Below are 23,563 nucleotides of genomic sequence, written 5' to 3' on the forward strand. Positions count from 1 at the left end.
CACCTCGCGGGCGTAGATTCACGCCTGTTATTGCAACCCAAAAAATGGTCCCGACACGGCTCCAGCTCCGCAACTTCCTCTCCTACGGCGAGAGCGCCCCGGCGCTCGACTTCGAGGGGCTCCACGTGGCCTGCCTCTCGGGCGGGAACGGGCAGGGCAAGAGCGCGCTGCTCGACGCCATGACGTGGGCGCTCTGGGGCGAGGCCCGCAAGTCGGCCGACCTCCGCAAGCCCGACGAGGAGCTGCTCCGCGTCGGCGCGCGCTCGATGGAGGTCGACTTCTCGTTCCGCGCGGGCGGGGCGGAGTACCGCGTCGTCCGCAGCTACGCGCAGTCGAAGAGCGGGAAGACGTCGAAGCCCGGGCTCGAACTGCAAGTCCGCGACGGCGACGGCTGGCAGGCGCTCACCGGCGGGTCCGTCAAGGAGACGCAGGCGCAGATCGACGAGCGCATCGGGATCGACTACGAGACGTTCATCAACTCGACGTTCCTGCTCCAGGGGCGGTCCGACGAGTTCACCAAGAAGAAGCCGAGCGAGCGGAAGGAGATCCTCGCCAAGATCCTCGCGCTCGACCGCTACGACCGCATGGCGCAGCGGGCGGGGCGGCGGTGGAGCAGCCTCCGCGAGCAGTGCGCGGCGCTCGAGACCGAGGCCGAGCGGCTCGTCGCAGCCCTCGAACACGAGGCCGAGTGGACGGCGGACCGCGACGCGCTCGACGCGCACATCGGCGAGGTCGAGGCCGAGCACGCCGCCGCCGCCGCCGCCGAGGCGAAGGTGGCCGAGCGCTTGGCCGCCCTCGACGCCGCCGCTCGCGAGGCCGATGCCCTCCGCGCCGCGCTCGCGGACCTCGACAGCCGGACGGCCAAGGTGGACGCGGAGCGGGCTGACCTCGACCGCAAAACGGCCGAGGCCGACGCCCTCATCGCTCAAGCCGAGACGATTGAGGCGGACCACGCCCGCTACGAAGTGCTCCGCACCCAGCGGACGGCGCTCGACGAGAAGGCCGGGCTCTACCGCGGCATCGAGTCGCAGCTCCACGCGCTCCGGCTCGACCTCCAAAAGCAAACGGCGGCCCTCGAAGCCGAGATCACGCGCGGCGAGGCCGGGCTTCAGACGCTGGCGCACGGGGTCCGCGAGGACGAGCGGAAGCTGGCGGGGCGGCCGCGCGCCGAGGCCGCGCTCGCTACGGCGCGGGCGGCGGTCGAGGAGGCGAAGGCGCTGGAGGCGGTCCGCCAGACGCGCGACGCGGCGCGGCGGCGGATCGACGCGATCGACAAGCAGCTCGCGGCCGACCGCGGCGCGCTCGTGGGCCAGCACGCGGCGATCGTGACCGAGGGGAAGCGGCTCAAGGCCGACCTCAACGGGGCCGCCCCGCCCGACCTCGCGGCGCTCGACGCGTCGGTCGCCGAGGGCGGGGCGGCGCGTGCCAAGCTGGAGGCGACGCGCGAGCGGGGCGTCGAGCTCTCGGCGACGGTCCAGACGCTGGAGGCGCGGCTGGAGACGCTGGCCGCGAACCGGGCGACGCTCGCGGCCCGGCGCGAGCGGATCGCGACGTCCCAAGACGAGGCGTGCCCGACGTGCGGGACCCCGCTCACGGACGCGCACCGCGCCGACGTGGCGGCCGACTACGACCGCGAGATCGCCGCGCTCGACGCGCAGGCGGCCGAGGCGCGGGCGGGGCGGACGGCGGCGGCCGAGGCCCGCGATGCGCTCCGCGCCGACTTCGGCCAGCTCAAGGCGGCCGTCGAGGCGGGCGAGACGGCGGCGCGCGCGCGCGCCGCGGCGGCGGACCAGGCCGAGCGCCGGGCCGCGGGCGAGGCCCGGCTCGTCGAGCTCCGCGCCGAGGCGGTCCACCTGGGCGGCGTGATCGAGGGCGAGGCGTTCGGGGCCGAGCTCCGCGCCGAGCGCGCGACGCACGCCGACGTGCTCGACGCGAGCCCGTTCGACGAGGCCCGCTACGACGCCGTCCGCCGCGACGCCGCGCTCGCGGACCACTGGGCGGCCGAGCTCCGCGACCTCGACCAGACGGCGGCCCACCTCCGCCAGACGCAGGCGGACCTCGCGGCCAAAGAAAAGGAGCTGGCCGTGCTCCGCGAGCGGCTGGACGCCGGCGCCCACACGCGGCCCACGCGTCAGAAGGTGGAGGCGCTGGAGGCGCAGGCCGCCGCGTTGGGCTACGACGCCGCCCTGCACGAGTCGGTCGGCCGTGACCTGGACCGCCTGGCCGAGGCGCCGCGCCGGCTCTCGGCGCTCCTCGAAGCCCGCCGCCGCCGCGCCGAGTGGGCCGAGCGCTCGGCCGCGCTCGCCGACGAGCGCCGCTCGATCGGCGCCGAGGCCGACGCCAAGCGGTCCGCCCTGGAGGCGCTCGCTGCGCGCCTCGCCGACCGCGCCGCGGCCGAGGCCGAGCGGGGCGGGGCGGCCGCCCGCCGCGAGCACGCCGCCCGCCGCCTGGCCGACGCCCGCACGCGGCGCGGTGCGCTGAGCGAGCGGCTCGACCGGGCCGCCCGCGACCGCGAGCGCCTGACGGCGACACGGAAGGAGCTCCGCGAGGCGAAGAAAGAGCGGGCGCTCTACGGCCACCTCAAGCGCGCCTTCGGCAAGCACGGCATCCCGTCGCTCATCATCGAGGAGACGCTGCCGGAGATCGAGGCGCGGGCCAACGACCTGCTCGAGCGCCTCAGCGGCGGGCGCACACGCGTGGCCCTCGAAACGCTCAAGGACAAAAAGACCGGCGGGGGCACCAAGGAGACCCTCGACATCAAGATCACCGACAGCCAGTCCGTCGCCCGGTCGTACGAGACGTTCTCGGGCGGCGAAGCCTTCCGGGTCAACTTCGCGCTCCGCATCGCGCTCAGCCAGATGCTCGCTGAGCGGGCCGGCACGCAGATCCGCACGCTCGTCATCGACGAGGGGTTCGGGACGCAGGACGCCGAGGGCCTGCAGAGCCTGATCGGCGCCATCCGCGAGATCCAGGACGACTTCGACACGATCCTCGTCATCACGCACCTGGACGAGATCAAGGCGGCGTTCCCGGTCCGCATCGAGGTGCGCAAGGAGCCGGTGACGGGCTCGACGTTCGACGTGGTGGGCGTGTAGTGCCGCCCCGCCCGCGCCGCGCCGCCCTGCCCCGGCGGCTCCGTCGGGCGGGGTGGTGGGGGCGGGGGCCTGGGCTGCCCCGCCCGGAGCGCCCCTCATCCCGGCTGCGCTGGCACTGCGAGGGAGCCTCGTAGCACGGGCCTCCGGGGTTCGTCAGCAGTGGCCGCGCGTCAGCTGCGCTCTCCACAGGCTCTGCGGCCCGGCGGCGGGGCGGGAGAGAGTCGGCCGCCCCGCCCTCGGCCACGACCGCCCCGTCCGGTGGCGGACGGCCGTTCTCGCGGGGCGGGGCGGGAGCAGCATCCCGCCGCTAGTGCTTCTCCACAGCTTGTCTGACGGGTTGGTGCTCGGCTCGACAACCACCCCTGTCCCCTCCTGACCAGGAGGGGGACTCCTCCCGGACCGCCCCGCCCGAGCCGAGCCCGTCAGACTCCTTGCGACGCGTCGCTAGCCGCCGGCCGGCTCGTAGCGCGGGGCGCGGACGTCGACGTAGACCCTGCGGCGGAGGTCGTCGACCCACTCCTGCTGTGCACGCAGCCGCTTGTCCTGGAGCGCGTACTGGCTCAGCAGCGCGTAGTCGTCGGCGACCGAGAGCGTGTGGGCCGGCGTCCGCTTTTGGAGCAGGACGACGTGGTAGGCGTCGGTCTGGTCGAGGAGCTTGACCGGCGCGGGCTCGCTGATCTCGCCGACGTCGAGCGAGTCGATCGTCGCCTTCCACTGCGCCCCGAGCCCGTCCACGTTGAGGTCGCGCTGGCCCGACTCCGGGTCCGACACGAACCCGCCGCGCTGGGCGCTGTACGGGTCCTCGGAGTTCCGCCGCGCGACGCCCTCGAAGGGGACGCCGGCGAGGACGGAGTCGCGGAGCACGCGGAGCGTCTCGCGCGCCTGCTCGGCCTCGCGCGCGCCCGACGGGATGTCGAGCAGGATGTGGTTGAACGAGACGCGGTCACCCTCGAGCTCGTTGAGCCGGATAAGGTGGTACCCGAACGGCGTCTCGATGACCTGCGAGTACTCGCCGGGGTCGAGCGCCGCCGTCGCCGCGCGGAACCGGGCCTCGACTTCGCTCAGGCGGAGGTCGGTGTAGAGCCCGCCGTTTTTGGTCCCGTCGCGGCCCGTGTTGCCGGGGTCCGTCGAGTAGCGGTTGGCGAGCTCCTCGATCGTCGCCTGGTCGGACACGACCGAGTCGCGGAGGGACTGGAGGAGCGCCCGCCGCTCGGCCTTGGCCGTCTCGTCGGGGGCCGGGACCTGGACGATGTGGGCCACGCGGACGAGCTCGGGGACCTCGGGCCGGTCGGCCTGCGGGATCTGGGAGAACCACGACTGGACCTCGCCCGGCGTGACGGTCACGCCCTGCATCCGCCGCTGCTGGAGCGTCTGGAGCAGGATCTCGTCGCGGACGTCGTCGCGGAGCGACGTCTCGATCTCGCCCAGCGTCCGGCCGTAGGCGGCTTCGAGCTGGGCCTCCCCGCCCGCCTGCTGCGCGAGCCGGGCCACCTGCTCCTGGGCCGCCCGCGTCACGCGCGCCTCGGTGACCGAGATCGTCGTGTCCTGGCGGGCCTCGGAGATCACGACGCGCTGGCCGACGAGCCGGTCGAGCGCCCGGCTCCACAGGTCGTCCGTGACCGGCTCGCCCTGCGCGAGCTGCGGGGCGAGCGCGTCGACCTCGGAGTACAGGACGACCTGGTCGCCGACGACGGCGGCGATCCCGTCGAGCCGCGTGCCGGGGGGCACGGGCTGCGCGGCGGCGGCGAGCGCCGGGAGGGCGACGAGGACGGCGAGGGCGAGAGAGCGCATGGCGGGGTGGGGGCGGGGCGGTCGTCGAACGGGGGGCTCGTGCCGCGCGCGGGGCCGTCTGGACGGCGTGGAGGTCGGTGCGGCGCGGCCCTCATGCAGGGGCACTGCGGGGGCGGGGCGGCGTCAGGGAGCAGGCAGAGACACGGTCCGCCCCGCCCTTTATTGCCGGTCCGCGCCGGATGGCCCCGCCCCGCCCGAGGGCGGGGCGGCGACGCGGTCGGGGTAGGTGCGGGCGTCGTAGCGCGCCCGGAGACGGGCCTCCCAGGCGTCCTCGACCTCGTCCTGGTAGCGGCCCACGAGGTCGGCGCGGGCCTCGTCGAACGTCTTGGGGCGGGGCGGCTCGATCCCGTCGAGCACGTAGACCGCCCGCGTCCGCTGCTCGCCGACCACGCCGGTCCGCCCGCCGACGGCGAGGCCGAGCGCGGCGTCGAGGGACGAGCCCGTCGAGTCGGCCACGAACACGGTGTCGACGCGGACGCCGCCCACCTGGGCCGCGGCCTCGGCCGGCGCCGTGCCGGCGTCGACGAGTGCGCCGGCCGCGCGGAGGAGCGAGTCCTGCGGCGCGCGGAGCGCGAGGACCCGGCGCCGCTCGGGGAACCGGAACTGGCCGGGTCGGGCGTCGAACACTGCTCGGAGCCCGGCCTCGTCGTCGCGGGCCGGCGTCCACACGCTGTCTTCGGCGACACGGAAAAGGAGGACGCCGTCGGCGTAGCTGCGGAGGACGCGGGCGAACTCGGGGTCGCGCCGCTCGAGCTCGGCCACGGCCTGGTCGACGGCCCGGTCGTCGAGCCACAGCCGGGCTACGTCGAGCATCTCGCGCTCCGGCGCCTCCCCGAACCGGACCGACCTGTAGACGGGCGCGAGCCGGCCCACGCGGTACGTCGAGTCGGCGAGCGTGGCGAACACGCGCTCGGCCTGGGCCGGCGGGAAGCCACCCTCGCGGATGGCCTCGACGAGCGAGTCGGCCGGGAGCGCCGCGATGGCCTCGCGGAGCACGGTCTCGTCGTACGTGCCGCCGTTCTCGCGGAAAAACTCGCGGCCCAACTCGCGGCGCTTGATGGCCGTCCGCGGGAGCCGCTCGGCGAGCCCGCGGAGCTCGTCGTAGGCCTCGTCGTAAGTCGGCCGCTCGGGGAGCTCGGTAAGCTGGATCAGGTGCCACCCGAACTGGGTCTCGACCGGCTCCGACACGTCGCCGACGGCCTGGAGCCCGAACGCGGCCTGCTCGAACGGGGCCACCATCCGCCCGCGCCCGAACGTGCCCAGGTCGCCGCCCCGCCCGCCCGAGCCGGTGTCGTCGGAGTACTCGCGGGCGAGCGCGGCAAAGTCCTCTCCGGCCAGGACGCGCTCGCGGAGCGAGGCGACGAGGGCGCGGGCGGAGTCGGGCGAGACGAGGCTATCGGGCGAGATCAGGATGTGCCGGGCGGCGATGTCGGGCCGGCGCGCCTGGCGGTCGGTCACGCGCACGAGGTGGACCCCGAACGGCGTCCGCACCGGCCCGCCGATCTGGCCCACCGGCGTGTCGTAGGCGACGTCCTCGAACGGGAGGATCGTGCGGCCACCGGTGAGGTAGCCGAGCGCGCCCCGGTTTTGCCGCACCGACGGGTCGACGGAGTAGCGGGTGGCGGCGGCGGCGAACGGGATCAGCCCGGCCTCGATGGAGTCGCGGAGCGCCGCGGCCCGCGCGAACGCGGCGGCCGAGTCGGCGGCCGAGGCCGTCCGGTCGAGGGGGAGCAGGATGTGGCTTACCTCGACCTCCTCGGCCTGCTTGTCGTACAGGTCGCGGACGACGGCGTCGAGCACGCGGCGGTCGGTGAAGTACGGGCCAGCCAGCTGGTCGCGGTAGTCGGCCACCTCGGCGACGTAGGCCGAGTCGCGGTCGTAGCCGGCCTCCCGCGCCGCGAGCACCTTGAGCCGGAAGTCGACGTAGCGGTCGAGAAAGTCGCGGCGGCGCTCGGTGGGCGTCTGTCCCGAGTCGCCGACGGCCTCGCCGGCGTCGGCGTAGAGCGTGTCGAGCTCGGCGAGCGAGAGCGTGTCGGCGGTCCACGTCGCCACGACGGGCGTGCCGTCGGCGGCGAGGGCGGGGCGGTCGCCGCCGGGGCGGTCGGCGTCCGGGGCGGGGCGGCTCCCGGAGCACCCGGCGGCGACGGCGACCAGGGCGAGGGCGGCGATCCCGGTCAGGGACGACGGGGTCAGAGCGGGGCGGCTGGCGGTCATACCCGGGGGCGGGGTGGGGGAACGGCGCGGGACCTCATGGGGGCCAACCGAAGCTAGTGGCAGGGTAGAATAGATTGGCGATCCTGCGCGAATCTGCACCTTAGCAGCCACCTTCCGGGGTGGCTGAGGATTGAGACGTGGCGATCCGGGCGAGCGCCACGCGGGCATGGTGGGACGATGCTCTAGAGTACGTCCGGCGGAGAGCGAGGGACAACACGGGAGCGGGGGCGTGTCAGGCGAAGGCGGCGTCCTCGGGCTCGGGCTCGGCGATGGGGTCGGGGCCGGCGAGGCGGCAGAGGGTGACGAGGACAGCGGTGGCCGTCGCGCCACCGGCGGCGGCGGCGAGGAGGGCGGCGAGGACGAGCATGGGCGGGGCCAATTGAGGTTGTTGTGACGGTCGGGGCGACGGACGAGGCTGGGTAGCACATGGCCCGGAGGAGGTCCAAGCGCCAGCAGGCCCTTCGGTCGAGGGCGCGGCGGCGGGTGGTCAACTAGTACTCCCCTTTAGGAGTAAATGAAAGCCTAAAACATAGGCGGCAACCGACGCCGGGACCGCTGCCAAAACTCGTGCCAGATCGTTTGGGCGGGGCGGCTCTGTCTAGCTTCGTCACGCTGCCCCGCCCAAGCGGCTGCGAAAACGGGGGCGGGGCGGTCCGTTGTGCCCGCTGCGCGGGACGGCGGGGCTTGGCGTAGCCGGGCGGCTCCCCGTGTCGCTACCCCGGGTGCTTCCGCCGCCCCGCCCCGGCTCGCCGCCCCGACCCAGGAGGAGCGCCGATGCGACTCGCAGCAGGCCATCACTCGCAGCGCCCGCCGACGCCGGCAGGCTCGGGCGGGGCGGTTTCGCTGAACGCTGCTCTACCCCGCCCGGAGACGCCGAGGGCGGGGCGGCGAGAAAAGTGCGAGCCGCGAGCAACGCCCCGTTCCCCCGTGTGTCTTGGAGACACAAACGCCCCGCCGCCCCGCCCATGCCCCCCGACGACCCGGCCCTGATCGACGCGTTCCGCACCGGCGACGAGTTCGCGTTCGTCGCCCTCTACGACCGCTACAAGGGGCCGGTCTACGGCTACTGCGCCAAGATGCTCCTCGACCGGACGGCCGCCGAGGACATGCTCCAGGAGACGTTCGCGCGGGCCTACGAGCACCGCGAGCGGCTCCTGTCCTCGACGTCGTTCAAGGCGTGGGTGTTCACGATCGCTCGGAACCAGTGCCTCAACGTGCTCCGCAAGCGGGGCCGCGAGGTCGGGTTCGTCGCCGACGCGCCCGAGCCGCCCTCGCCCGGGCCGACGCCGTTCGCCAACCTCCTCAAGAGTGAGCAGGCCGCGCTCGTCGACCGGACGCTCGCCGGGCTCTCGCCGTCGTACCGCGAGGTCGTCGTGCTCCGCGAGTACCAGAACCTGTCGTACGACGAGATCGCCGCCGTCACGCGGACGACGGTGTCGTCGGTCAAGAGCCGGCTGTTCAAGGCCCGCCGCAAGATCGGCGAGGCGCTCCGCCCGCTCCTCCACCCCGAGCCCGCCACGCCCGCGGCCGAGCCCGTGCCCGCCGCCCCGCCCGCCCGATGACCGCCGCCCCGCCCTGCGCCAGCGCCGACGCCGAGGTGCTCCTGAACGAGTACGTCGACGGCGAGCTGGAGGCCGCCCGCCAGCCCGCCCTGTTCGCCCACCTCGCCGCCTGCGCCGACTGCCGCGCGCAGTTCGACGCGCTCTTCGCGTTCCGCCTGGCGGTCCGCCAGGAGCCGCTGCCGGTGCCGCCGGCCGTCGACGCCGCCGTGTTCGCGCGGCTCGACCGCTCGCGGCGGGCGGGGCGGCGCGCGCCCGACCGCCGCGCCGAGCGGTCGCCGGTGGGGACGGCCCTGCGCCGCCGCGTCTCGGTCGGCTTGGCGCTCGCGGTCGCGGCCGTCGCCGTCGTCGTCGGGAACGCGCTCGCGCCGGGGCCGACGCCCGCCCCGCCCGAGGACCGCGTAGTCGAGACGTTCCTCGACGACGGCCCGCTCTACCTCCTCGACCCCGGCGTGCGCGTCGAGGCGCCGCGCGCGGGCGGGGTGGACCTGGGCGCGGGCGGGTAGCGGGGGCAGGGTGGCGCTGCCCCGCCCCGGCAGGGCTGCTGCGTTCTGGATGGGGCTACTAAATGCAGACTCCAATCCGCAGTCATCCCCGCGCAGGCGGCAGGGCTGGTACGTTCTGAGATAAGACATCGAGCTTGTCATCCTGAGCGGAGCGACCCCGTAGGGACGGCGTCTGGCCGAGGGTCTCGGCAGCGAGTCCCGAGTCGTCGGGACCGGCACTGACGGCCTGGACAGTCTGCGTCGAGATCCTTCACGTTCGTTCAGGATGACAGGCTTGCTGAGCGTGCGATCGCTACTGGTTCCCCTCCCCGTTTCACACGTTGGCGTGGGCGGGCCGCGTAGGTTCGGCGGCCACCCCGCCCCGCGCGCCGTCCGCGCGCTCTGCCCATGCCCGACGCCCCGGTCCGCGTCCGTTTCGCGCCCTCGCCCACCGGCCTCCTCCACATCGGCGGCCTGCGCACGGCGCTCTACAACTATTTGCTCGCCCGGCAGACGGGCGGCGCGTTCGTGCTCCGCATCGAGGACACCGACCGCTCGCGGTTCGACGCCGACGCCGAGCAGGACATCCTCGACGGCCTCGCCTGGGCCGGGCTCACGACCGACGAGGGGCCGACGCAGGGCGGGGCGGTCGGCCCGTACCGCCAGAGCGAGCGGCGCGCGCGGTACGACGAGGCAGCGCGGCGGCTGCTCGACCAGGGCGACGCCTACGTCGCCTTCGACACGCCGGAGGCGCTGGAGGCGCTCCGCGAGGGCGGGGCGGCCTACGACGCGACGACGCGCGGCGACCTGGACAACGCGGTCGCGCGGGGCGAGGAGGAGGCGCGGCGCCGGGTCGAGGCCGGCGAGCCGCACGTGGTCCGCCTGAAGGTGCCGGCGGGCGAGACGGTCGCCTTCCGCGACGAGGTCCGCGGCGACGTCTCGTTCGACACGTCGGACGTCGACGACCAGGTGCTCGTCAAGAGCGACGGGATGCCCACGTACCACCTCGCGAACGTCGTCGACGACCACGCGATGGGGATCACCGACGTCATCCGCGGCGAGGAGTGGCTGTCGTCGGTGCCCAAGCACGTGCTGCTGTACCGGGCGCTCGGGTGGGAGCCGCCGCGGATGGCGCACCTCCCGCTCATCCTCTCGCCCAACGGCGGCAAGCTCTCGAAGCGCTCGGCGGGGCGGCTCGGGATTCCCGTCTCCGTGCGCGAGTACCGCGAGGCGGGCTACGAGCCCGAGGCCGTCGTCAACTTCCTGGCCCTGCTGGGGTGGAACCCGGGCGACGACCGCGAGCTGTTCTCGCTGGACGAACTGGCCGAGGCGTTCTCGGTCGACCGCATCGGGCGGAGCGGAGCGCAGTTCTCGCTCGACAAGCTCGAGTGGTTCAACGGCCAGCACCTCCGCGCGCTCGGCCCCGCGGAGATCGCCCGACGCGCCCGCCCCGCCGTCGACGCACGCTGGGGCGAGGGCGGGGTGGGGGAGGGGGCGCTCGTGGCCGCCGCCGCGCTCCTCCGCGAGCGGATCGCGAAGGCGGCCGACCTCGCGGACGCGGGCTACCTCCTCGGCCACGACCCGGAGACGTACGACCCCGCCGGCGTCAAAAAGCGCTGGAAGGACGACAGCGCGCGCCTCGTCGCGCTCTACGCCGACCGCCTGGAGGCCGAGGACGCGTTCACCGAGGAGAGCACCGAGGCCGCCATGCGTCAGCTCGCCGAGGACGAGGGCGTCGGGTTCGGCCGGGTCGTCCACCCCGCCCGCCTCGCGGTGACGGGCGTGACGGCCGGGGCGGGGATGTTCGAGACGCTGGTCGTTGTCGGGCGCGAGGCGACGGTCCGCCGGCTGCGGCGCGCGGCGGAGGTGCTCGGGTAGGGCGAATCCCGCGGGCGGGGCGGCAGCTAGCCGGCCACGCGGGCGATCCCGCCTGGCTGCGACGTCTCCAGCGCCGCGTGGATCGACGGCACGAGCGGGAGCAGGTCTTCGTACTTGTTGCTGACCGCCCGCACGACGACGACCCGAAGCGGGAGGTCGGAGACCTCCTGCTGGTATTCGATCCTGCGGTCAAGCGGGACGAAAGCGTCGAATCCGTCGGCCGCCGCGCGGAGGAGGGCACCGTTGAGGAGCCCGGACCACCCGTTCTCTGGAACGGTTGACACGTCGTGCTCCGGGGCGAGCCGGTACTTCAGCTTGCGCGGGACGTTGGCTGCGCCGTCGCCTGCGGCGGTTCGGTCGAGGAGCACCCGCATCAGGCGAGGTCTGTCGCTTCTTCGGCGACCTGCGGCGTCTGGCTGAGCGCGTCATTGAGGGCGATGACCAGGAACGCCTCGGCCTGCTCGCAGCTCACGCTCGGGAAGTCATCGAGCGCCACCCCGCCCCAGCCCGTTCTTGCTGTGCCCCGCCGGCCTCGTGCTCAGAAAACGGTAGAACTTGTTGCTGCAGGCCCACATTGGGCGTCAGCCGCGTGCGCTCCGGATATGGCGGGACCCTATGCTCTCGCTCTCGCTACCGCTGTGCCTCTAGCCCGTGCAGCTAAACGGTCTTCTGTTCTACTGTGTGAATCAACCCGGGTTTGCCGGAGGCTCCCATCCTTGACAACTTGGAGCCATGAGCAAGTCCACCCGCTATTCCCCCGAGGTCCGGCAGCGCGCCGTCCGCCTCGTCTTCGACCACGAGCACGACCACCCCTCGCAGTGGGCCGCCATCCGCTCGGTGGCCGAGAAGATCGGCTGCACCGCCGAGACGCTCCGCAACTGGGTTCGCCAGGCTGAGCGCGACCACGGCCGTCGCGCCGGCCCCTCCACCGACGACCGAGCGCGGCTGAAGGAGTTGGAGCGCGAGAACCGCGAGCTGCGCCGCGCCAACGAGATCCTCCGCAAGGCGTCCGCGTATTTCGCACAGGCGGAGCTCGACCGCCGACCGAGACGATGATCACGTTCATCGACGACCACCGCGAGGCCTACGGAGTCGAGCCGATCTGCAAGGTTCTGCCGATCGCTCCGTCGACCTACTACGCCGCCAAAGCCCGCCAGTCCGATCCGGCCCTGCGCTCGGCGCGGTCACAGAGCGACGAGGCCCTGCGTGCTGAGATCCAGCGCGTGTGGGACGAGAACCGCTCGGTCTACGGCGCAAAGAAGGTCTGGAAGCAGTTGAAACGCGAAGGCTTCGTGGTCGCCCGCTGCACCGTCGCCCGGCTGATGCGCACAATGGGTCTGCGCGGCGTCACGCGGGGCCGCCGTGTCCGCACGACCGTACCGGCGGATCTGGCCGAGCGCCCGCTCGATTTGGTGGAGCGCGACTTCACCGCCGAGCGCCCCAACCAGCTCTGGGTGTCGGACCTGACCTACGTCGCCACCTGGCGCGGCTTCGTCTATGTCGCCTTCGTGATCGACGTGTTCTCGCGGCGCATCGTCGGCTGGCGCGTGTCGAACTCGCTGCGGAGCGACTTGGCGCTCGACGCGCTGGAGCAGGCCATCTGCGAGCGCTCGGTCGGCGACGATCCCCTCGTTCACCATAGCGATAGGGGCGTTCAATACCTGTCCATTCGCTACACCGAGCGGCTCTCCGAGGCGGGCATCGAGCCGTCGGTCGGAAGCAAGGGAGATTCCTACGACAACGCCCTGGCTGAGACGGTGATCGGCTTGTTCAAGACCGAGGAGATCCACCGCAACGGGCCGTGGCGCGGCCTCGAAGACGTCGAACTCGCCACGCTGGAATGGGTGTGGTGGTTCAACGAGCGGCGCCTGCTCGAGCCTCTCGGCTACCTTCCGCCAGCCGAGTACGAAGACGCTTTCTACCGCCGCTTGGAGACTCAGGTCACCGAGGCGGCACTCACGTAATCCGGTCTCCGGCAAACCCGGGTTGATTCAGGATGGAGCCACTTCCGTTCGTCGGGAGCGCCACGCCGGATGATCCACCTGAGTCTGTCGCCGAATCAATTTTGACCGCTTTACAGCGTAGCTCAGTCGGGTAGGAAGGCGTAGCCGCAGTGCGCGATCCACCCGGAGGCGTCCGATGGTGTGACCGCGGAAACGGCTTCGTCGAGCGCGTCGAGCAGCGCGTCCCGGGCGTCGGCCAGCTTCTGCTTGACGATCGCCTTCACCTTCGACCACATCGGCTCGATCGCGTTGAGATCCGGGCTGTACGGCGGCTGCGGGAGCACGCGGGCACCGACGGCCTCAACGAGTGCGATTGCAGCCGGGCTGTGGATCCGGGCGTTGTCCCAGATCACTACGTCGCCCTCCTCCAAGCACGGCACCAGGCTCTCGGCCACGAACGCCTCGAAGTGGGGGGCCTTGACGGACCCCTCGTGTGCCCGCACCGACCCGCACGTCGCGGCCATCCACCCGATGAGGTTGACCCGCTTGCCGACCCGGAAAGGGGCGACCTCGACGCACCGCGTGCCGATGGGCGCGAACCCGTACGCCGACCGCGCGCCGATCTGAATCCCCGACTCGTCGACGAAAACCAACCGCTCGGCTGGGATCGCCGCGACCTCCGCCAAGAACGCCTCGCGCTTGGCGACCACATCCGGGCGGAAGCGCTGGGAGGCGATCATGGACTTTTTTTTCGGGTGACCCGCCACAGACCCAGCATCCGCTGGACGGTCTGGCGGCTGATGGCGCGTCCGGTGTCGGCCTCGAACCGGCGGGCGATGGTCGCGTGCGGCATCGAAGGGTTCTCGGCGAGGTACCCGTCGAAGAGCGGGCGGTCGTCGTCGGTCACGAGCGGGGTATGGCCACCGCCGTGGGGCCGAGGCTCGACGGACCCCTGAATGCGGTCGAGGTGGCGGAGCCGGTGGACGGTCGAGACGGAGACGCCGAAGCGGGCGGCGACGACGGGGGCAGTGGCCGAGCGGGCGGCGTCGAGGACGCGGCGACGGAGGTCGACGGAGAGCGGGGCGGGCATGGCCGAAGCTACCCTGTCAACCCGGGATGGCTTCGCTGTAAAAATCAGCCGGTCGCCAACTTGTATGCACAGATGATCGCTTGGGTTCAGGCAAACAAGCAGTTCTCCGACGCTGCTAAAGCCGAGTTCGCCTCTGTTGCGGACGGCTGGCTCGCCGCATACGCTCATGCCAACAGCTGCACCATAATTACGGAGGAAAAATTTATTCACAACATAAGAAAGCGGGTACCCATTCCGAATGTCTGTGATGAGTTTGACATCCCGTACACGGACACGTTCGATATGCTTCGCTCTTTGGGTTGCCAGTTTACCTCGTAAGCCAGCCTTGTGGCCAAGCTGCACAACCTGCGGCTGCAGGCCGGCAATGGGCTCCAGCGCCCTTGCTTCGTCCGGGCCTCGGCGTCTACGTTGCCATTCCGACCGTTCGCGGTCGCTGCCCATTGCGGCTGAGCCGCCCACTGTTAGGCCTCGCCCCGCCCGCCGTATAAGCGGGCGCTCCGTGGGCGGGGCGGCTACGCCAGCCGTTCGCGGAGCAGCGTCTGCACCTTCTGCGGGTTCGCCCCCTTGCCCGCGCGGCGCATGGCTTGGCCCACGAAAAAGCCGAACAGCTTCGTCTCGCCGGCTTGGTAACGCGCGACCTCGTCCGGGTTCTCATCGAGGGCCGCGTCGACGGCCGGCGCCAGCGCCTCGGCGTCGTGGATGGCCGCCAGCCCGCGGGCCGCGACGACGTCCTCGGCCGCCCCGCCCTCGGCGGCGAGCGCGGCGACGGCCTCGGCGGCCGCGTTGCGCGTGAGCGCCCCGGCCTCGACCATGCGGAGGACGGCGGCCAGCGACACGCCCGTCGCCCGGGCCGTGGCGACGGGCGCCTCGCCCAGCGCGCGCCGCAGGTCGTGGACGAGCACGGCGCCGGCCTCGCGCGGCGCGTCGTGCTCGGCGACTGTCTCCTCGAACAGAGCGAGCAGGTCGGCGTCGGCGGCCAAGACCGCCGCCTCCTCCTCGCCTACGCCCCGCCCGACGAGCACGTCGTAGCGCCCGCGCTCCTCGTCAGTCAGCGCGCTCGCTGGGTCGCGCGGGCCGGCGTCCCGTGCCGGGGCGGCCGCCTTCTCCGGGCGGGGCGGGGCGGGGGCCGCCTTCTTGCCCCAGCTGTCGCGGAGCGCCACGATCCGGTCGAACACGAGCGCGTCGGGCGCCGAGTCGACGGGGTCCCGCCAGAAGTAGCCCAGGCGCTCGAACTGGTACCGCGTGTCGGGCGCGTCGTCGGCGACGCTGGGCTCGACGTAGCCGCCCCGCTCGACGAGCGAGTCCGGGTTGAGCTCGTCCAGAAAGTCCTCGCCGGGCTGGGGGACCGTGAACAGCCGGTCGTAGAGGCGGAAGGTGGCGGGGCGGGCGTCGGCCGCATTCGCCCAGTGGACCACGCCGGCCACGCGGCGGCCTTCGGGCTCGGCGTCGAGCGTGTCGAGGTCGGCCGTCGCCCGCACGGCGACTACCCCGCCCGCGTCGTCGGTCTCGATGTCCGTCACGCGGACGACGTAGCCGTGGCGGAGGCGGACCTCGGCGCCGGGCGCCAGCCGGCGCCACCCCTTCGGCGGGTCGACGGAGACGTCGTCGCGCTCGACGTAGAGGTCCGGCCCGAGCGTGAGCGCCCGCGTGAGGGGCGCGCCCTCGGGCGGGGTGACGTCGTGGGGCCAGTAGGGGGCCTCGACCGTGACCGCCGCGTCCAGGTTCTCGACCGTCAGCGGGACCGGGTCGGTCACCGCCATCACGCGCCGGGCCACGCCGTTCAGGTCGTCGCGGACGGCGTACTCGTACTGCGGGTACTGGACGCTCCCGTTCACCTTCGTCACGCCCAACCCGTCGAAAAACGACCGGATGGCCTGCGGGCGCACGCCGCGCCGCCGCTGGCCCGCGATCGTCGGCATCCGCGGGTCGTCCCAGCCCGAGACCGCCCCGCCCTCGACGAGCGCGCGGAGCTTGCGCTTGCTGGTGACGGTGTAGTCCAGGTTGAACCGGGCGAACTCGTACTGGTGGTTCCTCGGCTCCGCGATCCCGATGGCGTCGAGGTACCAGTCGTAGAGCGGCCGGTTGACGTCGAACTCCAGCGTGCAGACCGAGTGCGTGACGCCCTCGATGGCGTCGCCCTGGCCGTGCGCCCAGTCGTAGAGCGGGTAGACGTGCCAGTCGTCGCCGCGCCGGTAGTGGCCGGCGTTCCGGCGGACCCGGTACATGATCGGGTCGCGGAGCTTCATGTTCGGGTGCGCCATCGGCCCGTGCTCCGTGTCGATCCGCGCGCGGAGCACGTAGGCGCCGTCCGGGTGTTCGCCGCGGCGCATCTCGTCGAGCAGGCGCAGGCTCTCGGCGGCGGGCCGGTCGCGGTCCGGCGACGGCGTCCCGGGCTCGGTGACGGTCCCCCGCCCCGCCCGGATCTCGTCGTCCGTCTGGCCGTCGACGTAGGCCAGTCCCTTGTCGACGAGCTCGACGGCCCAGGCGTAGAGCTGCTCGAAGTAGTCGGACGCGAAGCGGACCTCGGCGGGCTCGAAGCCCAGCCACCGCACGGCGTCTTCGAGAGCGCGCGCGAACTCCAGGCTCTCGCCCTCGGGGTTCGTGTCGTCGTAGCGGAGGTTGGTGGCCCCGCCGAACTCGGCGGCGAGCCCGAAGTTGAGGCAGATCGACTGGGCGTGCCCCAGGTGCGGGTACCCGTTGGGCTCGGGCGGGAACCGCGTGACCACGCGCCCGCCGTGACGCCCGGCGGCGACGTCGGCGGCGACGATGTCGCGGAGGAAGTTGGACGGGCGGGGCTCGGTCTCCACGGGCGGACGGCGGGGGCGGGGCGGTCGGGGGCCGCCACGATAACGCCGCCCCGCCCGAGCGCCACGCCGGGGCGGGGTGGAGACCGGGCGGAATCGGGCGGGGCGGGGGGGATGCGGGGCGGGCAGAGCCGGGCCGCCCCGCTCTGGCGCTGGGAGGCGTCGAGCCGCTCCCGTACGCCTCGGCACCCCCTGCTTTTCGGCCGGTCGCTGCGCTCCCAGGTCGAAAAGCTGTCCCCCTTGAACAAGCAGGGCCGGTACGTTCTGACACAGCCTCTCCTCCTTTGTCATCCTGAGCGTAGCGAAGGATCTCGACGCGGCCCCCGAGTCGTCGCCGGGACGTCCTGAGGGCGCCGCTCGCCCCTCCTGGATCCCCGCCTGCGCGGGGATGACGTCTATTTTAGGGCTTGTTTGGTGCTGAACTACAGAACTTAACAGCCCTGCCCTTGAAGAGGGGGGCAGTCCGAGCGCTCTTGAGCGAAGCGGTGGGCGGGCGGACGGGGGGTGCGCTCGGGCGGGGCTGCCCGCTCGACCGCCCCGCCCTCGTGCGGGCCACGTGGGGGCGGGGCGGCCACCCCGCCCGCCCCCGCGCCGGGGCGGCTACCGGAGCCGGTCCCAGAGGTACCCGTAGGTCACCGCCGTCGTCGTCGCCCGCTGCTCCGGCGTCACGCCCGACCCGTGGCCGCCCTCGGTGTTCTCGAAGTAGCGGACCGGGTGCCCCAGCGACTCCATGAGCGCCGCCATCTTCCGCGCGTGGCCCGGGTGCACGCGGTCGTCCCGCGTCGTCGTGGTGAAGAGCGGGACCGGGTAGTCGGCGTCCGCGTCGACGTTCTGGTACGGGCTGTATTCGCGGATAAAGGCCCAGTCGTCCGGGTCGTCGGGGTCGCCGTACTCGGCCATCCAGCTCGCGCCGGCCAACAGCTTGTGGTACCGCCGCATGTCGAGGAGCGGGACGCCGACGACGACGGCCCCGAACAGGTCGGGCCGCTGCGTCATCGCCGCGCCGACGAGGAGGCCCCCGTTCGAGCCGCCCATGATGCCGAGGTGCTCGGGCGACGTCACGCCGCGCGCGACGAGGTCCTCGGCGACGGCGACGAAGTCGTCGAACGCCCGCTGGCGGTTCTCGCGCTGGGCCGCCCGGTGCCACGCCGGCCCGAACTCGCCGCCGCCCCGGATGTTGGCGAGCGCGTAGACGCCGCCCCGCTCCAGCCACGCCGCGCCCGTGACCTCGTTGTACGACGGCGTGAGGGCGACCTCGAACCCGCCGTAGCCGTAGAGCAGCGTTGGGCTCTGGCCGTCGAGGTCGGCGCCCTCCTTGGCGACCAGGAAGTAGGGGACGCGCGTGCCGTCGTCCGACGTGGCCTCGTGCTGCTCCACCACGAGCCCCGAGGCGTCGAACCGGGCGGGGAGGGAGCGGACCGACTCGGCCGAGCCGTCGGGCTGGGCGAGGTAGAGCGTCGTCGGCTGGAGGAACGAGCTGTAGGCGAAAAAGAAGCGGTCGTCGTCGTCGCTCGCGCTCACCACGTCGACGCTCCCCAGCGGCGGCGCCTCGACCCGGTCGCCGTCCCACCGCTCGCCGTCCCACCGGAACCGGCGGAGCTCGCCGGACACGTTGTCGAGGAGCGAGACGAGCACGTAGTTCTCGGTCGTCGCCGTGCCCTCGACCGTCTGCCGCTCCGACGGCGCGAAGACGACCTCGAAGTCCCGGTCGCCCGCGAGGAAGTCCTCGTAGCCGATCCCGAGCAGCGCGCCCTGCGGGTACGTCTGGCCCCCGATCTCCCACTCGGAGCGGAGGTAGACGGTCAGCCGGTCGGCCACGAATCCGGCGTCGGCGTCGGCCGGGAGGTCCAGGAGGACGGGGCTCCCGTCGCGGAGGACGTAGGTCTCGCCCTCGAAAAAGCTGGGCCGGCGGACGACGACCGGGACCGTCTCGCCGCCCCGCCGGAACGACGCGGCCCACACGCCGACGTCGTCCGGCTCGCCCTCGTAGACCGTCTCGGCGCTGGCCAGCGGCGTCCCCCGCCGCCACCGCTTGACGACGCGCGGGTAGCCCGACGTCGTCATCGAGCCGTCGCCGAAGTCGGTCGCGACGAGCACCTCGTCCTCGTCGATCCAGGCCGTCGCGCCCTTGGCCTCGGGAAGAAGAAAGCCGCCGTTCACGAACGCCTTGTCCTCGACGTCGAACTCGCGCGTCTCGACCGCGTCCGCCCCGCCCCGCGACAGGCGGACGAGGCAGCGCCGGCCCTCGGGCTCGAGGCACGACGCTCCCTTGTAGGCCCAGTTCACGCCCTCGGCCTCGCCCAGGGCGTCGACGTCGAGGAGCGTCTCCCACGTGGGGTCGCCGCCCAGGTAGTCGTCCCACGACGTCCGCCGCCACAGGCCGCGCGGGTTGTCGTCGTCGGTCCAGAAGTTGTACAGCCAGTCGCCGCGGATTGACGGGAAGGGCACGCGGTCGGTGGCCGTGAGGAGTTCGAGGGTCCGGTCGTAGATCGGGCCGTAGTCCGGGCCGGCCCGGTAGTGGTCGAGCGTCTCGGCGTTGCGGGCCTCGACCCAGGCGAGCGCCGAGTCGCCCTCGACGTCTTCGAGCCAGAGGAACGGGTCGCTATCCGGGCGGGGCGGGGCGGCGTCTTGGGCGGTCACGGGCAGGGCGAGCAGGGCGAGTCCGAGGGCGGCGGCGGGGCGGAGCATGGCGGACGGGGCGGGGTGGGGGCACAGGATACTCTGCCGCCCCGCTCGCGCCGCGCGCCGCGTGCTCCGGGCGGAGCGGCTACCGGCGGTAGGTTCGCCGGCCCTCCGCCCACCCCGCCCATGAGAGGCCGCGGCCCCGCCCCGCCCCCCGGCCCCGATCCGTTCGCGGACGGGCTCCCCCCGCTCGACGGCGACCGCGTCCGCCTGCGGGCGCCGCGGCCGGCCGACGCCGCCGACGTGCTCGCCGTGTTCGGCGACGCCGGCCACCTCCGCTACTGGAGCCACGGGCCGCTCGCCGACCTCGACGCCGCGCGCGCCTACGTCGACGGCATCGGGGCGGGGTGGCGCGAGCGGCGGCTGTTCCAGTGGGCCGTCACCGAGCCGCCCGACGACCGGCTCGTGGGGACGGTCACGCTCGTGGACTGGGACCGCGAGCACCGCCGCGCCGAGGTCGGGTTCATCCTCCACCCCGCCTACGCCGGGCGCGGCCTGGCGACCGACGCCGTCCGCACGGCGCTCCGGTTCGCGGTCGGCGCGATGGACCTGCACCGCGTCGAGGCCGACGTGGACCCCGAGAACGCGGCGTCGCTCCGGCTCCTGGAGCGGCTCGGGTTCCGCCGCGAGGGCGTCCTCCGCGAGCGGTGGTTCACGTTCGGGACGTGGAAGGACAGCGTCGTCCTCGGCCTCCTCGCCGCCGACCTCGCGGGCGGGGCGGACGCGGGCGGGGCGGGCTAGGCCGCCTCGATCGGCCCCGGCGCCGGCTCCCCGCACGACCAGCACACGCCGAACTGGCCCTCGACGGTCTCGCCGCACCCACACGTCCACGGCTTCGCGTCCGGCCCCTCGTCGACGAAGCTGCGGACGGTCTCAGCCGAGGCGAGCGCCTCGTCGTCCGGGACCCAGACCTCGACCCACGCCTCGATGGGCGGGATCTCGCCCACGAACGCCGCCCGCGTCTCGCCGCGGACCTCGGCGCCGATGCCCTCGGCCTCCAGCGCGTGGCGGACGAGGTGGGCGACCGGGGCGTTCGGGGTGCTGTAGACGCGGGTCATGGTGGCGGGGGCGGGATGGCGTCGGTGTACGGCCGCCCCGCCCGCCGGGTCCGCCCAGGCCTTGCGCCCGCCCCGCCCGCAACTCGCGGGGCGGGGTGGAGGACCCGCGGCGCTCTTACGGCGCGTCCAGGACGAGCGTCGCCGTCACCGGGGTGTGGTCCGAGGGGAGACGCCGGCTGTCCGTCCCCGCGACGTCGCCGATCGTCCGGTCGTCGGTCGCCGCGCGGAGCACGCGGACGGGGCCGCTGACGAAGACGAAGTCGATCCGCCGGTCGTCCGTCGCGCGGCCAAAGTCGGTCCACGTCGCGGTCGGTCCCGTCGCCGGCGCCTCCGACACGAGGCGGGCGTCGCGGAAGTCGGCCGTGAGCGTGCGGTAGACGGCCGAGGTGTCGGCCGCGTTCACGTCGCCGGTGACCACGAGCGGGCCGTCGCCCGCGAGCGCGCGGGCGCGCTCCACGAGCAGGCGCGCGCTCTCGCGCCGGGCGGTCTCGCCGACGTGATCGAAGTGCGTGTTCACGGCGACGAGCGCCGCCCCGCCCCGCCGGTCGCGGAGCCGCGCCCAGGTCGCGATGCGTGGGAGCGCGGCGTCCCAGCCCACGCTGCCCGGGACGTCGGGCGTGGGCGAGAGCCAGAACGTGCCCGAGTCCAGCACCTCGAAGCGGTCGGCGCGGTAGAGGAGCGCGCTCTGCTCGCCGCCGCCGTCCGCCTCGCGGCCGACGCCGATCCGGGCGAAGCCGGGGAGGCGCGCGTCGAGGTCGTCGAGCATGGCGGGCGTCGCCTCCTGCACGCCGGCGAGGTCCGCCCCGCCCACGATGGCGGCCGCGGCGTCGCGGCGGTGCGGCCACGCGTTAGCGCTGTCGGACGCGAGGTGGAGCCGCAGGTTGAAGCTCATGACGCGCACGGCGGCGTCGGTGGCCGCGCCGTCCTGAGGTCGGTCTGGTCGGGCCGTTCCGCAGGCGCCGAGGGCGAGGAGGCCGGCGAGGGCGGCGAGGACGAGGGCGGGGCGGCGGACGGTCACGGCGAGCCCGGAGGGCGGGGTGGTGGGCCGCCAACGTACGCCCGCCCCGCCCTCAGCCCGCCACGTCGTTGACCTCGATCCAGTAGCCGTCGGGGTCCTGGACGTAGATCTGGCGGACGCCGTCGCCCCGCGTGCTGACGGCGCCGGCCACGCCGGGCCAGTCCGAGTACGGCACGTCGAGCGCCTGCACGCGGGCGATGAGCGCGTCCAGGTCCGACACGCGGAGCGCGAAGTGGACGGCCCGCGTGGGCTCGACGAAGCCCTCGCCGTAGTGGATCAGGTGGAGCTGGTCGGTGCCGCCCAGCGACAGCCACCGGATGACGGCCGGGTCGCCGGGCGCGGCGATCTCCTCCAGCCCGAACAGCCGCTCGTAGAACGCCACGCTCCGCCCGAGGTCGGCCACGTGGAGCGCCGTGTGGTCGAACCCGACGGCGAATGACACGTCGGCGGCCGAGACCGCCCCGCCCGCGCGCTCGGCCGCCGGGGGCGGGGCGGCGTCTTGGACCTCGGCGGCCGACTGGCACCCGCCGACGGCGAGGGCGGCGAGGAGGAGGGCGGGGCGGAGGCGCATGGGCGGGGTGGCTACGGTCGGACGGGGAGCGCCCGAACGTACGCCTCGACCTCGCTCAGCGAGAGGTTTCGGCGGCCTTCCCGCGACTCGACCAGCACGCGACTCGATGGGTCGACGAGGAGGTACAGCGGCCACCCCACCACGTCGAACCGCTCCGTGAGCACGCCGTCCTCCGTGTCCGTCACGACCGTCGTCTCCAGCCCGTACTGCCCGATCGTCTCGCGGACGGCGTCGAGCGGGGTGTCATAAACGACGTCGTTGTTGACGCTGACGATGGTGAGCCGGTCCCCGTACGTCTCGTCGAGTCGGTTGAGCGTTGGGATCTCCTCGATGCACGGGCCGCAGCCGATGGACCAGAAATCGAGCAGGACCAACCCGCCCCGGACCGACGCGAGGTCGAGCGATCCCGCGGCCCCGACGCGATCAAACGTCCCGGAGAGGTCGGCCGTTTCGCTCGACGGGACGAGGAGAGTCGACGTGGCGGGGCGGACGCGGTCAATCCGGTCGGGCTCCGCCCCGCCCTCGACGTACCACGCGGCGAGGCGTTCGGTGGGGAGGATCTCATCGGAGAGCGCGCGCCCGAGCAGGTCGTAGATGGCAAGCGCCTGGCCGGTCTCGCCTCGTCCGACATAGGCAAGCGCGAGGCGGCGGCCGAGGGCGTCAGCGCCGTAGGGCGTCCGGCCAACTCCGACCCAAGTCACGAGCCCCACGAGCGCGTCGGCGAGGTCCCCGTCCCGAAGCGCCTGCTCGACCTGCGCCTCGTCGAGGTAGCGTGTGGCCGTCGCCCGGAGGCCAGCGACGTAGGCCTCGTCAGGGCCGGAGTCGGGGTCGCCGTCTGCCAAGTCGCTCGCGAGGTAGGCGTCTGCGGCCTCGACGTAGAGCCGGAGCGCGCGTACGAGTCGCTCCCAGGCGTCAGCGGAGAGGACGCACCCCCTCAAGCTCGCGTTGTACGCCCAGTCGAGGTTGGGCCGGAAGAAGAGTGCCGCTCGGTCGAGCGAGGGCGAGGAGGCGGCGAGGTCGTCCGCATCGCCGGCGAAGGCCGGCACGGCGAACCGCTCCCACACCCGGCACTGGCTGGCGGTCGTCGTGTCCTGCCCGTACATCTCGAGGACGGCCCACATCGACGGGTACGTGCCCCACCGCCGGTAGGCCGCAGGCTGCTCAGCCATCTGCTCGTCCCAACGGTCTGCCAGAAGCTGCACGAACTGCACCGGGTCCTCGGGCGTCTCGCCCGCTGCGTCGAGCGCCTGCCACACCTCGACGGCGAGCATCTGCTGGTGGAGGTTCCGCAACCCGAGCGACGAATCGGGCGGGGCGGCGAGGAGGAGGGCGGCGAGCGCGACGGTCATGTCGATACGGGGCTGAACTCCTTGCA

The 23,563-nt window shown here is 73.5% G+C and carries 18 protein-coding genes, 1 pseudogene and 1 other annotated feature; of the genes and pseudogenes, 7 read left to right on the forward strand and 12 right to left on the reverse strand.

Annotated features, from left to right (window positions below; all coding sequences use genetic code 11):
• Positions 1 to 44 precede the first annotated feature (44 nt).
• Positions 45 to 2,951 (forward strand): annotated as a pseudogene (locus RQM47_RS10160) (AAA family ATPase); the annotation flags it as partial.
• A gap of 588 nt (positions 2,952 to 3,539) precedes the next feature.
• On the opposite strand, the gene RQM47_RS10165 reads toward RQM47_RS10160, so the two are convergent.
• From RQM47_RS10165 to RQM47_RS10175, 3 genes are all read right to left on the reverse strand, one after another.
• Positions 3,540 to 4,886: a peptidylprolyl isomerase gene (locus RQM47_RS10165; RefSeq protein WP_314008826.1), complete on the reverse strand. Its 1,347-nt coding sequence runs from the start codon at positions 4,884 to 4,886 to the stop codon at positions 3,540 to 3,542.
• Between the two features lie 159 nt (positions 4,887 to 5,045).
• The gene (locus RQM47_RS10170) at positions 5,046 to 7,100 is read right to left on the reverse strand and encodes a peptidylprolyl isomerase (RefSeq protein WP_314008829.1); all 2,055 of its coding nucleotides are present in this window, start codon (positions 7,098 to 7,100) and stop codon (positions 5,046 to 5,048) included.
• Positions 7,101 to 7,332: 232 nt separating this feature from the next.
• A complete protein-coding gene (locus tag RQM47_RS10175) occupies positions 7,333 to 7,467 on the reverse strand; it encodes a hypothetical protein (RefSeq protein ID WP_311664519.1) in 135 nt (44 codons plus the stop codon).
• Between the two features lie 598 nt (positions 7,468 to 8,065).
• Between RQM47_RS10175 and RQM47_RS10180 the strand changes: the two genes are divergently transcribed.
• From RQM47_RS10180 to gltX, 3 genes are all read left to right on the forward strand, one after another.
• Positions 8,066 to 8,662, forward strand: a complete 597-nt coding sequence (locus RQM47_RS10180; protein ID WP_311666004.1) for an RNA polymerase sigma factor — start codon at positions 8,066 to 8,068, stop codon at positions 8,660 to 8,662.
• Complete coding sequence (locus RQM47_RS10185) at positions 8,659 to 9,165, forward strand: anti-sigma factor family protein (protein ID WP_311666002.1); 507 nt, start codon at positions 8,659 to 8,661, stop codon at positions 9,163 to 9,165. The genes RQM47_RS10180 and RQM47_RS10185 overlap by 4 nt, the downstream gene beginning before the upstream one ends.
• A gap of 387 nt (positions 9,166 to 9,552) precedes the next feature.
• Positions 9,553 to 11,022 carry a glutamate--tRNA ligase gene (gltX, locus tag RQM47_RS10190; protein WP_311665999.1) on the forward strand — a complete coding sequence of 490 codons (1,470 nt, stop codon included), beginning with the start codon at positions 9,553 to 9,555 and terminating at the stop codon, positions 11,020 to 11,022.
• Between the two features lie 26 nt (positions 11,023 to 11,048).
• Here gltX and RQM47_RS10195 read toward each other — a convergent pair whose 3' ends face one another.
• The gene (locus RQM47_RS10195; RefSeq protein ID WP_311665997.1) at positions 11,049 to 11,390 is read right to left on the reverse strand and encodes a hypothetical protein; all 342 of its coding nucleotides are present in this window, start codon (positions 11,388 to 11,390) and stop codon (positions 11,049 to 11,051) included.
• Between the two features lie 364 nt (positions 11,391 to 11,754).
• Between RQM47_RS10195 and RQM47_RS10200 the strand changes: the two genes are divergently transcribed.
• Positions 11,755 to 12,986, forward strand: a protein-coding gene (locus RQM47_RS10200) for an IS3 family transposase (RefSeq protein WP_409945781.1) whose coding sequence is annotated in 2 segments (ribosomal slippage) — positions 11,755 to 12,037 and positions 12,037 to 12,986 — 1,233 coding nt in all. Because the reading frame shifts where the segments join, the coding sequence is not laid out codon by codon here.
• Positions 12,033 to 12,149, forward strand: a sequence feature (AL1L pseudoknot). It overlaps the preceding gene by 117 nt.
• Positions 12,987 to 13,108: 122 nt before the next feature.
• Here the strand turns inward: RQM47_RS10200 and RQM47_RS10205 are convergent.
• Positions 13,109 to 13,705, reverse strand: a complete 597-nt coding sequence (locus tag RQM47_RS10205) for a transposase (protein WP_311666088.1) — start codon at positions 13,703 to 13,705, stop codon at positions 13,109 to 13,111.
• Complete coding sequence (locus RQM47_RS10210) at positions 13,702 to 14,055, reverse strand: helix-turn-helix domain-containing protein (RefSeq protein ID WP_311666090.1); 354 nt, start codon at positions 14,053 to 14,055, stop codon at positions 13,702 to 13,704. Before RQM47_RS10210 ends, RQM47_RS10205 begins: the two co-directional genes overlap by 4 nt.
• Here RQM47_RS10210 and RQM47_RS17445 point away from each other — a divergent pair.
• Entirely contained in the window at positions 13,945 to 14,373 is a 429-nt protein-coding gene (locus RQM47_RS17445) for a DUF4411 family protein (RefSeq protein ID WP_409945975.1), read from the forward strand. The genes RQM47_RS10210 and RQM47_RS17445 overlap by 111 nt on opposite strands.
• 194 nt (positions 14,374 to 14,567) lie before the next feature.
• Here the strand turns inward: RQM47_RS17445 and RQM47_RS10215 are convergent, their stop codons facing one another.
• Positions 14,568 to 16,862, reverse strand: a complete 2,295-nt coding sequence (locus tag RQM47_RS10215) for a glutamine--tRNA ligase/YqeY domain fusion protein (protein WP_311663748.1) — start codon at positions 16,860 to 16,862, stop codon at positions 14,568 to 14,570.
• Between the two features lie 597 nt (positions 16,863 to 17,459).
• The gene (locus RQM47_RS10220; protein ID WP_314008834.1) at positions 17,460 to 19,547 is read right to left on the reverse strand and encodes a prolyl oligopeptidase family serine peptidase; all 2,088 of its coding nucleotides are present in this window, start codon (positions 19,545 to 19,547) and stop codon (positions 17,460 to 17,462) included.
• A gap of 120 nt (positions 19,548 to 19,667) precedes the next feature.
• Between RQM47_RS10220 and RQM47_RS10225 the strand changes: the two genes are divergently transcribed.
• On the forward strand, positions 19,668 to 20,282 hold the full coding sequence (locus tag RQM47_RS10225) for a GNAT family N-acetyltransferase (RefSeq protein ID WP_311663752.1): 615 nt from the start codon (positions 19,668 to 19,670) through the stop codon (positions 20,280 to 20,282).
• Here RQM47_RS10225 and RQM47_RS10230 read toward each other — a convergent pair.
• The 4 genes from RQM47_RS10230 to RQM47_RS10245 form a co-directional block, all read right to left on the reverse strand.
• The gene (locus RQM47_RS10230) at positions 20,279 to 20,599 is read right to left on the reverse strand and encodes a DUF2007 domain-containing protein (RefSeq protein WP_311663754.1); all 321 of its coding nucleotides are present in this window, start codon (positions 20,597 to 20,599) and stop codon (positions 20,279 to 20,281) included. The two genes, RQM47_RS10225 and RQM47_RS10230, sit on opposite strands and share 4 nt — an antisense overlap.
• Before the next feature lie 115 nt (positions 20,600 to 20,714).
• Positions 20,715 to 21,617 carry an endonuclease/exonuclease/phosphatase family protein gene (locus RQM47_RS10235; protein ID WP_311663756.1) on the reverse strand — a complete coding sequence of 301 codons (903 nt, stop codon included), beginning with the start codon at positions 21,615 to 21,617 and terminating at the stop codon, positions 20,715 to 20,717.
• Between the two features lie 52 nt (positions 21,618 to 21,669).
• Positions 21,670 to 22,188 (reverse strand): VOC family protein, encoded by a 519-nt coding sequence (locus tag RQM47_RS10240; protein ID WP_311663758.1) that lies wholly within the window; start codon positions 22,186 to 22,188, stop codon positions 21,670 to 21,672.
• 11 nt (positions 22,189 to 22,199) lie between these two features.
• A complete protein-coding gene (locus RQM47_RS10245; RefSeq protein WP_311663760.1) occupies positions 22,200 to 23,537 on the reverse strand; it encodes a TlpA disulfide reductase family protein in 1,338 nt (445 codons plus the stop codon).
• Positions 23,538 to 23,563: the final 26 nt, after the last annotated feature.

Origin of the sequence: Rubrivirga sp. S365, from assembly GCF_032248475.1 — a bacterium.
Classification (GTDB): domain Bacteria; phylum Bacteroidota; class Rhodothermia; order Rhodothermales; family Rubricoccaceae; genus Rubrivirga; species Rubrivirga litoralis.